Here is a 13458-nt window from a genome sequence, read left to right as displayed (position 1 = left end):
TTGTTGATAAAGTATTGGTTTTTGTTGATATAGTACTGATTTTTGTTGATATATCGGATTTTTTGTTGATAAGATGGTTGGCAGACTCTTAAAAAAATGGGACGACAAAAGTCGTCCCATTTTAAATAAGAAATTTGAACTACTACTATACAGTCATTTTCCAACTAGATAATGCTAGCCAATTTTCTCTTTCCTTATAATCAGGTATTATTTTACCTACTAGTCTCCAAAATGAACGATCGTGATTCAGATGAATGAGATGGCACATTTCATGAACGACTACGTAGTCAATTACTTGTTGTGGAGCCATAGCTAGCTTCCAATTAAACGTTAATTGCCTTTTTGAATCACAAGTCCCCCAGTTCGTTTTACTATCAGTAATACGAATCGAAGAAGGTTTTACTTTAAAATTACTTTGATACTTTTTGATACTCTTTTCAACGATTGCTTTACACTGCTGATAATAAAACCTTTTAAGTGCCTGTTGTATTCGCTCATCATCTAGTTGTTTTACAATAATATTTAGACAATCTTTTTTTAAAACCACTTGATCTTGCTGAATACTTTCATCGTGCGAAATCTGAATAGGATATGAGCTTCCTAAATAAAGAAATGTCTCGCCGAATTCATATGCCCTTTCCTTTGGACCTCGAAGTCGCTCCTTCATTTCATTTGATTTCTGAAGAATCAACTCCCAATTAATTTCTAATACTTCAGTGACATTTTTGTCTGGCGTATCTTTAGGAGCTTGAACCTCAACATTCCCATAAGAGTCTATATAAATACCAATTGATTTCCTCTTTTTATAAAGTACATTAAAACTAATTGTCTCTCCTAAGTATGTATGTATCATTTGATCACCTATCGTTAACTTTTCATCCTAAATCTATCTAATTATATAATATAACAGAAGAAGTTTAATTTTTTAAATAGTAAAGACAACACTCTTGTTAACGAGTATTGTCTTTACTATTTATCCTATAATAACTGGTAGTTCTTTATACCCATATACAAATGTACTTGATATGATAGTAAGCTCTCTCGTTCTATCCAATTTCATATTTGGTAAAGTTTTTAGCATTTCTGTAATACTAATTTTCGCCTCTAGTTTTGCAAGCTGCGATCCTAAACAAAAGTGCACACCTGAACCAAATGATAGATAATTATTTGGAGAGCGATTAACATCAAAGTTCTCAGGTCTCGTAAATACAGTTTCGTCTCTATTTGCTGAACCGATCCATGCCAAAACTTCTTGCCCTTTTTTAAGATTTATTCCATTAAAATTCATATCTTCGGTGACAAAACGATTCATGCTATGTACAGGAGAACGGTAACGAAGAGATTCTTCAATAACAGCAGCTACCAATGAATGATCTTTGTATACTTGATCCAGTACATTTGGATGCTCAAACAACGTAAGCATTGTATTACCAATTAGATTTGTAGTGGTTTCATTACCTGCAACGAGTAGAAGGAAGCAGAAGCTTAATAGCTCTTCAACTGATAATTTCTCACCATCTACTTCTGCAGCAATTAAAGTAGAAACTAAGTCATTTTTAGGATCATCACGCCTTTTTTCAACTATTTGATAAAAATAGTTTCGTAAATCATGAATTGCTTTACCTTGTTTTGCCTTCAACTCATTCATTTCATCAAAAGAGAGAGTTTGAGTACCCGATACTACAATATTAGACCATTCCTTAAATTTTTCGCGATCTTCACTTGGTACTCCGAGCATTTCAGAAATGACAATAACTGGGAGTGGAAAAGCAATATCCGCAACAATATCAATCTCATTTTTTCCTTTTAGTGATGCTAATATTTCATTTGTAAGAGCTTTAATTCTTGGAGAAAGTGCTTGAATTGCTCTAGGCGTAAATGCTTGGCTTACAATATTACGATATCTTCGGTGGGTTGGAGGATCCAAGCTTAGTAATGTTGGAAAAGATCCATTTCTATTAGAGCTGAATTGCTTATAGTTTTGTAAGACCATTTGGACGTCCTTATAGCAAAATACATCCCAACAATTTCGATCCGGATCAAAAGAAATAGGAGAGTTCTCTCGCATCTTTTTAAACCAATCGTGAGGCAAATCCGTTTCAACTAATCCTCTTGGGCGAACTAGAAGTCCATAGCTTTTTTGACGTTCCTCCAAATTTATTCACTCCTTTAATATGTACTGATTACTTAATTGCTTTAAATAACGATACAATTAATGCAATCGAAATTTCTTCTATTAAGGTCTAAAAATTACAATCCTTAACTTACAATTGAAAAGCATCTGTTGTTGCAGTTTCAAATCGATTATGATTTAAAAGATCTAAATTTCTTTCAATATTTTTAGATTCACGCAAACGAATTGCCCACAAACCAGTCTTTAGCATCCAACCACTTGGTTGTGCTACCATGTTGCCAATCGATGCAACTTCATTATCATGTAATTTAATTAACCCCTCCCACTCTGCCTCTTTGGCTCCTGCAAGCTTTTTTGCAAAATCCCAAGCATAATTCCGTGATTTCTCTAAGCTGAAGTTTATAATCGCCTTAGAAGCCTTTGGATCAACACGGTCTAAAAAACCAATCCATGGCGATATTCGATCCATGTCATCCCTTACCTCGTCCACTAAAGATGCCAATATACGATTTATATTCATAAAGTCATTGTAGAGAGATGAAATATCAGTATTTCGGCATACCATTGCAGCTGCTACGCCTAAATCCAAATTAATATGTGCGTTAATACCGAGCAATAAATTCTGTAGCAAAATAGATTTACGGCCCTCTGCTTGTCGAAACGCTAACTGCCAGCTAAGGCTACAAGCATCACCATTTAAATATTTTTTGAGTGCTTTTAAATAGAAATTTGCAAAATTCACATCCAGACTTTCCATTCTTGCACCATCTTCAAATTGATCTGCTAAAATCCCTTCTTTTACTTTAATGGTTACCATCCGATATAAAGAAGCAAAATATCCTAGTTTACTTTTTGTTTGATTACTCATAGAAATAATCTGATCTAATTGATTAATTACTTCGTCGATTGTATTTGCGTTTCCTAGCTTGTTTGAAAGACTGTCCATTATTCACTCTCCTGTCTATTGTGACAAGTATGCTATTTAAGATTTGTTAATCAATATGCTCGTGGGATTGAAAAGATACTTTTAATTGTGGGGACTTTATTTTGATTCAGTTTATCTATTGAGAATTCCTTTATTTTTGGTGGTGACACTTTGTGATTAAAGCACAGTAGTTCGTTCATAAAGCATTTTGTGCATAACGCAAAGTTTTGTGCATAAAACGCTAGAACTCATTATGATTGTTAAATTAAAACCAATTTAGTGCTTCAAAAGCCGAACACTCTGTGAACATTGTTGATAAAGTTGTGAACTTCGTTGATATATTGCTAAATCTCGTTGATATATCGCTATCATCCGTTGATATATCGCTAATTCTCGTTGATATCTCACTATCCTCTGTTGATATCTGACTAAAATTCCTTGATTAACACCATCCTCTGTTGATATCTGACTAAAACTCCTTGATAATCACCACTCTCTGTTGATATATAGCCAGAACTCATTTAGATCTCACCACTCACTATTAATCGTTCGCTAAAATTCGTCGATATCGTACTTAGGTATGTAGCACTTTTCCACAATTTAAGAAATTACGTAAAAAATCCACAAGGAAATTAATTACCTTGTGGGTTCACTTGTTTATATAGTCACTCTGACCCCAATCGCAAATTTACTCGCTTTCAGGTAACTGATCAAAGTCCTTTAACAATCTTTGAATATTCTTCTCGTAATAACTCCCCACCGTTACAATGGGAGGCTCAGGACGAGTGCGGTCATATAAGCTTTCGTAAATATCTTCAATTTCTTCACCAGTTAAGTCTCCTCTTTTTAGAAGCTCTTGGGCAATTGAATGTACGAATTCAGAGTGGTCTTTTACAAGTTTTTTGACTTGGTTCATTTGATCCATTAGAAGAAGGTTGATTTTAGGTCGAAGTGCTCTTAGACCTTCTGCTTGTGATCCTAATGCATTCCAGCTGAAAAGTTCATCTCCCATACCGACTAAACCTAAATATGCACCACCAAGAAGTGTAGCTTGTTGCAGGTCAGAAGTAACACCGTTTAATTTTTTGTGTAGAAATTCTTCTTCTACTGCTCTAGCCGCTAAGCAAACTTGGATACCTGCGAGAATCTCGCTATCGCTTCGGTTGTATCTTTCGGTTGTTGGTTTAGTTGCTGCTAGGCCTAGAGCGTCACCTCTACGAATGATCGTTACTTTCCAAACTCGGTCATGTGGTTTTAGTAAATATTGAGCAACTGCGTGGCCCGCTTCATGATAAGCTACATTACTCTTCTCATCTTCACTCATGGATCTAAGTGGCTGTTTAAGTCCCCACTCATAAGTCTCCATTGCATCCCTGAAGTCAGTATAATTTGTAACCTCTGCGCCTCGCTGATGAGCGATTACAACAGACTCATTCACAATATGTTTAATCTGTGCAGGGCTATAGCCAATTGTATCAAGTGCAGCCCGCTCTGGTGTTAGAGTATCATCACTTTTCACCTTTTTAAGATAATATTGGAAAACATCGATTCTTCCGTCATAATCTGGAGAATCTACCCAAAGTTTTCGGTCAAAACGCCCTGGTCGAAGTAGCGCTTGATCAAGTACATCAGGTAAATTTGTAGCTGCAATCGTCAGAACCGCCGGACGCTCAGCTTTCTTTTTCCGTAACCCAAGTGAGCGAAGCAATTTTGCGATTTTAGAATTATCAATATTTGGCGGGTCCATTTGTAATAACAACTCATTCAATAATCCGGATCCCATTCCCATACCGAACATTCCTGCGCCGCCTGCTCCTCCACCGCCTTGACGAGACATTCCGATTGCGTCTACCTCATCTATAAAAATAATACACGCCCCGTAAATATTAGCTAACTTTCTAGCCTTTTTGTATATTCCCATTACCTTCAAATTCCCTACGCCAAAGAACATGTTTTGAAAACTTGGTGCCGAAGCATAAGCAAAAGGTACTTGAGCTTCATTGGCAATTACTTGAGCAAGATAGGATTTCCCTGTACCTGGAGGACCACAAAGTAGCAATCCACGGATTGCCTCTCCACCCATCTCCTTAAATGTTTTGACACCTTTTAATAGCGTTACGATTCGTTTTGCATTTTCAACAATCTCAGGGTTTCCACGATAATCATCCCACGTCGAACCAGTTTCACCAGGCAATATCCAATAGGTACGTCCCCGGGCAAGAAACCAGAAAAGCGCTACAAATTGTATAATCATAAACAGCATTGCTAAGACTAGCTGAAATAAAATACTAACAAGCGATAATGCTACACTCCAGTAAGTTGGGCCACCATGTATAAGCACAGCACCAATAATAACGATAACTGCAAACCAAATTATTACTCTTCGCCATTTTACCCATTGATATTTCTTCATGACATGACTTCCTTTTAGGGAATTTTTTGAATATCCTATGAAATTCTCAGCCCATTGGTGCCTATAAATTTATGTATGTAAAAACTATATTTTAAAAATAAGAAAGCCCTCTGTTATGAGGGCTTTCCATGCTTATTGAAATTTACTAAAAATATCTTTCAAATACTTAATAACAACTGCGATTCCGCAGATAAAATAAAATGTAATTAGAATCCAACCAGAAGGATCAAGTGCATACATCGATATTAAAAACTGCAATGGAAATACAAAGTAAAGAATATCTTTTAAATATCCTAGTATAAAAGAAGTATCGAATGAACCTTTCCAGAAAGAACGAATAAATGCTACTAAAAAATCAAGAATCAATAATCCCATAACTGCCCATAAAGTATATAGCATCCAATCCGCAAGTCCGAAACCTAAATCCATAAATTATCACCACCTTACATCATACTATTCAAAGATAATAGGCTGGTGATATAAATTAACTTAATTTTCAGATAACATTTTTAAATCGTTATAAAGTCATTAGGATAGGTCTTTATCCTTGTATTTAACATATTAATTTAATAAGAGATTCAGATGAAAATAATTTAAATACTCACTTCATATTGATCGGCAGTTACTCTTTTACTAAAATTTAAATTTAAAAATAGCCAGGCCACTATTTAATTCATACTTCCTAGAAAAGCATTTTTCTAACTACACGTTAGCCCAACTAAATAAACCCAAGTTCCCCCATCTATTCCTGAACATAAAATATTAGAAAAAAATAAAGAAAGGGAGAAATAGTAGTGGGATTATTTATTAATAAGAATGAACACCCAGATGTCTTTAAAAACAATGAAAAAATTCAAACAGCAAATCAAGGGCTTGTTCGGCATAATTACTTAGCTGAACTAATGGAAGAGCAACAAAAGAATAACATGAACTTAGAAAAATCAATTTCTGATTTGAAGCCGCATTATGAACAATTAGAAGAATTGCAAACAAACCAATGGAATCATGTTATAAATCAAATAAATAGTCTCATAGTTAGTAACCATGAGCGTGAAAAATTTGATAGCGCAATGATTCAACGGTTACAAATATTAGACGCAAATGAAAGTCTAGAGAAACAAACGCTTATTGATCAAATGATTAGTTTAAATAAAGCGTATACAGATTTAACAAAACGTTTAGAAAAAAGTGAATCTGATAACCAAACTCTTTCCTTACAATTAAATCAGTTAATCGAAAAACAAAATGAAGTGGCTCATAGTTTACTTCAGCAAGAAGAATTTCAACACGGGGTTTTAGATCGACTTGATACACAAGAGGCGTTACTGGAAAGAGTCTCTCACCAACTCAACAATATCCGTTCTATAATATTTGAACGAGCAAGTTATTTAACGACAAAGATTGAAGATAGCTATAAACTCACTTCTGATTATATATATAAGCTAATAAAAGGTTCCGAAAAAAACAAAACCTATACTACTTCAGTGAATAATAAAAAAGAGGAAAAAGAAAAACAAAAACAGTCAGACTAACGATTACAATAAAAGCATTGTTCGACATTTATTAATGTCTACTAAATCGAGCATTAAAAAAGCTTCTCGACATGTCTATGTATAGACTTGATCGAAAAGCTTTTTTTGGTGGCTAAATGTTATTAGAAATACACTAATGCAGTTTTTTCTTTTTTTTCTAAGTTTTCAATCATTGAATACCATGAATCTGGTCTATTTGATAATACTGTGTAATAACGCTTCAGAAATTTTACGATTAAGCTTGATGGCAGTTCATTTGTTTCGTCGTTCATCGGAAGGAAACATAAATCAAGTCCTGTAACAGCCTCACCATCGTTATTCCATGATGGGTGAACATAATCAAAATCTAGTCGCTTATAGCCTAGGTGAGCTAATACTTCACGTCTTACATACGGGTCCATTGGTTTAACGCCGCCAAACTCATAGTGTTCTACTTTATAAGGATTATATATTTCAGCAAACATGCCAGATAACTTCTTATTATTCTCAGCTGCTAACGCTTGTAAATCTACTAATCTATTTTGTGCTAAATATGGACCGATTCCTAAACCGGCTTGTCCGATTATTGTAAAATCAGTCATGGCAACATTAAAATCCTCATAATAGCGATATTCAGTAGCGCCAACAACTTTATCTTCATGAACTGCAACAAAAACACGAATTCCTGGATCCTCCAAGGGCTCTTTCCAAAGATCAAATTCTAATACTTCTTCTGGAGGGAATACATCTTGCATTAACTGATGCATTTGTTTAAATAATGGGTCATTAATATTCGTAATTCTTCTATATTCCATTTTCTTAATCTCCTTTTAATTAGAATGTATAAATGGATTTCTCCATTCCATTAGAGTCCCATAATTACATGATTCATTATCCTCTAGATAATTTGCTACAACCTTAACAGGCATGCGACCGCATCGTAGTAAAAAGCTAATCACGGGATCTTTTAAATCACCTTTAACTACAGCATCTACATATTGTTCTGGTGACAGATTATTTGCGACTCTATGGTAGCCTGGCATTCTTCCTCCACCTAGTAATCTTTCCAAACCTAGGTGAACGACAACTTCATACATTGCAAACATTAGCCACTTGCCTAAACCCAATTTTCGGTAAGTTGGTTTGACGCCTATATCAACAACATATAAGGTATTCCCATTCGGATTATGGGTACGAATATAGCCATTATCTGTAACCTCTTCCCATGAATGGTCCGGTTGTTGAGGATTAAAATCGACGCGCAAACCAGTCATGGAGCCAGCCATTTGACCATTTACTTCGATGCATAACGCGCCTTGCGAAAAGAGAGTCACATGATTTTTTAGCTGTTCTTCATTCCACCATAACTCTGATGGAAATGGCGGTGGAAAGCTTTCTTGTTGAATGCGAATTAAATCTGCAAAATCATTTTCATTATAATTTCGGATTACTACTGAGACTGGTTTATCTTGTTCGAAAACAAAAAATTCTTTTCGATACATATTGAATCCTCTTTTCTCTTTAAGAGTAAACTTATTCAAATTACCAATCTGGATAAAGATCTGTTCGTCTGTCACGCCATGTTGTAACAGATCCTTTTTCACGAACTTTATATAATAAATCTAAATTAAGATCAGCTGTCACAATCATATCCTGATTAATTTCACCTTCCACCATAATGCCTTTGGGAGGAAACGGAATATCATTAGGAGTAATCACTGCTGCCTGACCAAAATTTGCACGCATAAAATCAACGGTTGGAAGTGAACCGACCGTACCCGTATTGACGACATATACTTGATTTTCGATTGCTCTTGCATGACATGTATAACGTACTCGATGGAATCCATGACGATCATCTGTGCAGGACGGACAGAAAATAACGTCTGCACCTTTTGCCTTTGCCATTCGAACGATTTCCGGAAACTCAATATCATAGCAAGTTAGCATAGCAACCGTACCCTTATCTGTCTCGAAAACCTCTAAGCCATCTCCAGTGCTCATATTCCATTCATTAACCTCAGTTGGCGTCATATGAAGCTTTGCCTGCTCACCAATCCGACCATCTGGATAAAACAAATGTGCAACATTTAATAGTCGATCCCCTTTACGGATTACATGAGTTCCTCCAATAATATGGACATTGTATTGTTTAGCCATCTTAATAAATAAAGAGCGATATAGCTCCGTAAAGCTAGGTAAATCTTGAATCGTTAACGCTTCACCTTTTTCATTGCCAATAGACATAAGCTGAGTCGTAAAAAATTCCGGAAAAATGATAAAATCCGCTTCAAATTCCTCTGCAGTTTTAATATAATGCTCTACTTGATTTTCAAACTCTTCAAAGGAGTTAATTGTGTGAAGATGATATTGAACAGCTGAAACTCTTAATTGCATAGAATCCCCCTCTTCCTATTTATTCTTTTAATCCTATTATTAGGTAAATAGAAAGAAGGGGCAAGTATATACTTTTTCATTTCATTGAGTGCAAAAATTTACTATGTACTATTTACTTAATAATATTACATTCTTATCTTTGTCCAAGGTAATAACAAGATCGGTCATACCAACAAATAATCCATTTTCTACCACACCAGGTATTAAGTTAAGCTCTCTTTCTATTATTTCAGATTGAACGTTATTAGGTATATTGCAGTCAAAAATATAGTTTCCATTATCCGTAATAAACGGTGTCGTTCCATTTAAACGAATTTCAGGGCATAAACCAATTGCTCTAATCTGTTTCATAGTCATTTCCATGCCAAATGGAATAACTTCTACCGGAAGTCGGAACTTACCTAATTTCTCTACCATCTTATTTGGATCGGCAACTACTAAAAATGTTTTAGCTGCCTTCGCAATGATTTTCTCTCTTAAAAGCGCACCTCCTCCTCCTTTAATAAGCTCCAAGTCTGGATTAATTTCATCTGCCCCATCTATCGCAATATCAATTTGCTCAATTTCACTAAAACTTGTGAGTTGGATTCCAACCTCTTTAGCAAACTTTTCCGTCTGAACAGAGGTTGCAATACCCTTTATATTTAGTCCGTCTTTAACTAATTGCCCTAGCTTTTTTATCGTATAAAAAACGGTCGATCCCGTACCCAAACCAACGATCATACCATCTTTTACATACTCTACTGCCTTTTCACCTACAATTTGTTTATCATTCATTTTGACACCCTCTATTTAATAGTTTTACTTCTTAAATTAGTATAAGTCATAAAAGAGAATTTCATTTTTGTATAAAAAAGAATAACTAACGATAAATAAGAAAAACTAATTAAAATAAAAAATACTTTTGTAAGGTGAAAAACATATGGATTATCCTAGTTTTGTGCTTAAGTTTTGCATTATTATAATGGTTTTACCTATAACTTTGGCGTGTTGTTATCTTGGTTATGTAGATAAAAACTATCAAATCGTTCTATTCGGTTTTGGGTACTTATTTTTAGCAGGAATATTGAATTATATAATTTTTATTAATGGAAATAAGAAACAGAATTAGTCATAAATAATAACCGACCAAATTAAGAAATCTAATCGGTCGGTTATTCATTCGTATGTGTTCAGTTCAAAACCAAAAATTTAACGGTGGAATGCTTTGTGGAAAATTAAATAGATTGTATGGATCATATTCTCGTTTCACGATTCTAAGACGTTGTAAATTTCCACCATAATATGCAGTTGGCCAGTTTCTAATAAATCGATCAGGCCAATTCACATAGTCACCAGTAGTGTATTTTGATAAAGTACTCCTTAACTCTTCTACCCATCGTATACTATTTTCTTCCTCTTCAGGCCTTTTCCATCTAGAATAATACTCTTGAACGATAATGGCATCCCTGTAATAGTAGGCTGTTTCATCTGGTTTAATGCGTTTTACTTCTCCCCCAAGAGATTGTTGCCAAATGGCGGTTGTTTCATTTGGTGTATTTTCAAGAAAACTTTTCATAATTAAAATTGCTCTTTTTGGAAGTATTTCATTAATAAAGGATCCAGATCTCTTTTTGTAAGTAGGAATGTTACCAATTGGTTCGTCAAAGAAATGAACAGCTTCAATATAAGGAACTTCCTTTATTTCCACATTTATAGGTGTGCCGGTTTCCGTTAGCGGTCGGAGTAGTTCTCTTAATTTCGCAGCCGGCCCTACAAATTCACCTTGAGCAATAATTTGATTTGCTTGTTTAGATCTTAGTTCAATTTCTGAAGTTAGTCTGCTATCAGTGTTTGTTGCAAATTTTTGCCATGCATCAAAAGCAGCTTCGAAGTCATTCCACTCCCATATTATTGAGAAAATGGATACATTTGAAATTGGATGAACTTTATATTTAAGCGACGTTACGATGCCAAAATTCCCTCCACCACCGCCACGGCAAGCCCAAAATAGATCACTATTTTGTTTCTTATTTGCCTTAATGATTTTAGCTTTTCCCTTGCCATTCGATACAACTAATTCTACTTCAAGCAAATTATCACATGTAAGTCCATACAATCGTGACAGCATTCCAATGCCCCCGCCAAGCGAAAGACCGACAACCCCCACACTGCTTTCTGTTCCTGCTGGAATTGTCGTACCGTTTTCCCATAGTACATTATAAACTTTCCCTAAATTAGCCCCAGCCTGTATTTTAGCGGTCATATTTTTACAATCAACAGTAACAGTATTCATTTCGCTAACATCTATTACAAGCCCACCATTTACGAGGGAAAAGTTTTCAAAGCTATGCCTGCCGCTTCTAACTCTAAATGGCATATTATTTTCCTTCGCCCAATTTAAAGCATTCAATACATCACGTTTCTTTTGACAAAATACGATTATTTTAGGAAATTTTGGATTGTTTAAAGTATTGTTTGTTCTGGCTTGTTCATATTCCGCATCATCAGGTGTAACAATCCTACCAGTAAGTCTTGTCTTTTCCAAGTAATATAACCCCTTCCAAAAATACTGTATAGAGAATGTTATATTCTATGAAAAAACCTAGGAAAGGACACTTACATGACTATAGGTACTTTAGTCTGCTTATTTTCTCTTTTTTACAATCATTCGAAGTCCATTTTTCGGGCGAAGTGTAATAAGCGGTTCTGTCTCTACCTTATGATGATTTGGTGCTAATTCAATAGAAAAATGCTGCACAATGGTTGCTAATACTAAAGTTGCTTCCATTATTGCAAAATGATTCCCGATACAAACACGTGGTCCGCCACCAAAAGGGAAGTACGCAAACTCAGGCACTCCTTCTACCTTTCCATTTTTAAAGCGCTCTGGGATAAACTCCCCTGCATTTTGGAAATACTTATCGGAATGTTGCATAATATATGAGCTCATCATAACGGTTTCCCCTTTATGAATTCTGTAATCTCCAATACTAACATCCTCTACTGCTTTCCTACTTATAAGCCATGCAGGAGGATAAAGACGCATACTTTCCCAAATAATTTGCTGTGTATAAATCAAATCTTTCATCGAATGATAATTTACACGTCTTTTTCCAAGAACACGATCTACTTCCTCATATAATAATTTAGCTTTATCAGAATGCTGAGTTAATAGATAAAGACACCATGATAATGCATTTGCTGTTGTTTCATGACCTGCTAGGAATATTGTCATTGCTTCATCTCTTAATTGTTGATTAGTCATTCCCTGTTTTGACTCTTCGTCTCTTGCTCGCATTAACAGTCCAAGTAAATCATCCTTAGTATCCGAGTTATTTCTTTTTTCAATAATTTCATATAGGACCTTATCAATCGCTTTAATAGCCTCCGTTAAGGATTTATTTTTTGGTGTGTTCAACAAGAGAGGCGTTTTTAATACAGACCGGATTCTCTTCGTTGCTATATCCATAATAATATCGAAATGCCGCCCAACTCGATCATGCCCTTGTTTCATATCCATACTAAACATCGTTTTAGCAATAATCGCTAATGTAAGCTCCATCATATCTCTACTAATTAGACGGTCTTCTCCGTCATTCCAATAACGAATAAACTCCTCGGTGATCATCGCCATATCCTCTGCATAGGATTGTATGTGCTGCTTCGTAAACGACGGTTGAATTAAACGACGCTGGCGCATATGTACTTCATCCTCACTTGTTAATAAACCCTCTCCAAGTAAGGTTTTCATCTCCTGAAATGGCTTTGATTTATGAAAGGAATTTTGTTTCGTTACTAATACTTCTCTTATGAGATCTGGATCTAATAGTAAATTCATTTTACGATGAGCAAATCGAAAAGAAACAATCGTTTCATGGTTTGTATAAAGATCAATTAAAAACCGTAGAGGATCTTTCCGAAATTCATTCAAATGCCCTAAAGGTGAATAAGAAGACAACCCTTTAACTTCAACCATAAAACCAACTCCATTCAAGAAGGATTAATCGAAAGATATTCTATTATATTAGGTGAAGGAGGAAGCTCATGCTTTTATATTTTGATATTCAAATAATTAAAATTTAAAATTAAAAAATTG

Annotated in this window: 12 protein-coding genes; 1 reads left to right on the top strand and 11 read right to left on the bottom strand. The window is 35.0% G+C overall.

Features of this window, described 5'->3' with window-relative positions; translation table 11 throughout:
- Positions 1-145: 145 nt before the first annotated feature.
- The 5 genes from ACFCYN_RS11120 to ACFCYN_RS11100 all read right to left on the bottom strand — a co-directional run bounded on the left by ACFCYN_RS11120 (position 146) and on the right by ACFCYN_RS11100 (position 5901).
- Entirely contained in the window at positions 146-853 is a 708-nt protein-coding gene (locus ACFCYN_RS11120; RefSeq protein ID WP_375949325.1) for a M48 family metallopeptidase, read from the bottom strand.
- Between the two features lie 120 nt (positions 854-973).
- Complete coding sequence (locus ACFCYN_RS11115) at positions 974-2155, bottom strand: cytochrome P450 (protein WP_375949323.1); 1182 nt, start codon at positions 2153-2155, stop codon at positions 974-976.
- Positions 2156-2264: 109 nt separating this feature from the next.
- Entirely contained in the window at positions 2265-3080 is an 816-nt protein-coding gene (locus ACFCYN_RS11110) for a DUF5995 family protein (RefSeq protein WP_172447005.1), read from the bottom strand.
- Positions 3081-3747: 667 nt separating this feature from the next.
- Positions 3748-5472, bottom strand: a complete 1725-nt coding sequence (locus ACFCYN_RS11105) for an AAA family ATPase (RefSeq protein WP_375949320.1) — start codon at positions 5470-5472, stop codon at positions 3748-3750.
- A gap of 132 nt (positions 5473-5604) precedes the next feature.
- Complete coding sequence (locus ACFCYN_RS11100; protein WP_172447003.1) at positions 5605-5901, bottom strand: hypothetical protein; 297 nt, start codon at positions 5899-5901, stop codon at positions 5605-5607.
- Between the two features lie 365 nt (positions 5902-6266).
- Between ACFCYN_RS11100 and ACFCYN_RS11095 the strand changes: the two genes are divergently transcribed.
- Positions 6267-7004 (top strand): hypothetical protein, encoded by a 738-nt coding sequence (locus ACFCYN_RS11095; protein ID WP_172447002.1) that lies wholly within the window; start codon positions 6267-6269, stop codon positions 7002-7004.
- A 122-nt stretch (positions 7005-7126) separates the two neighbouring features.
- Here the strand turns inward: ACFCYN_RS11095 and ACFCYN_RS11090 are convergent, their stop codons facing one another.
- From ACFCYN_RS11090 to ACFCYN_RS11065, 6 genes are all read right to left on the bottom strand, one after another.
- The gene (locus ACFCYN_RS11090) at positions 7127-7798 is read right to left on the bottom strand and encodes a GNAT family N-acetyltransferase (protein ID WP_375949318.1); all 672 of its coding nucleotides are present in this window, start codon (positions 7796-7798) and stop codon (positions 7127-7129) included.
- 15 nt (positions 7799-7813) lie between these two features.
- The gene (locus ACFCYN_RS11085; RefSeq protein WP_172447000.1) at positions 7814-8485 is read right to left on the bottom strand and encodes a GNAT family N-acetyltransferase; all 672 of its coding nucleotides are present in this window, start codon (positions 8483-8485) and stop codon (positions 7814-7816) included.
- A 40-nt stretch (positions 8486-8525) separates the two neighbouring features.
- Positions 8526-9380, bottom strand: coding sequence for a carbon-nitrogen hydrolase family protein (locus ACFCYN_RS11080; protein ID WP_375949316.1), 855 nt, complete (start codon positions 9378-9380; stop codon positions 8526-8528).
- A 108-nt stretch (positions 9381-9488) separates the two neighbouring features.
- A complete protein-coding gene (gene rpiA, locus ACFCYN_RS11075) occupies positions 9489-10157 on the bottom strand; it encodes a ribose-5-phosphate isomerase RpiA (RefSeq protein ID WP_375949314.1) in 669 nt (222 codons plus the stop codon).
- Positions 10158-10557: 400 nt separating this feature from the next.
- A complete protein-coding gene (locus tag ACFCYN_RS11070) occupies positions 10558-11907 on the bottom strand; it encodes an FAD-binding oxidoreductase (RefSeq protein WP_375949312.1) in 1350 nt (449 codons plus the stop codon).
- Between the two features lie 99 nt (positions 11908-12006).
- The gene (locus ACFCYN_RS11065) at positions 12007-13338 is read right to left on the bottom strand and encodes a cytochrome P450 (RefSeq protein WP_375949310.1); all 1332 of its coding nucleotides are present in this window, start codon (positions 13336-13338) and stop codon (positions 12007-12009) included.
- Positions 13339-13458: the final 120 nt, after the last annotated feature.

The organism is Gottfriedia sp. NPDC056225, from assembly GCF_042267765.1.
Lineage (GTDB): Bacteria > Bacillota > Bacilli > Bacillales > Bacillaceae_G > Gottfriedia.
Note: the sequence above shows the minus strand (reverse complement) of the source record. Positions and strands in the feature narration are given on the sequence as shown.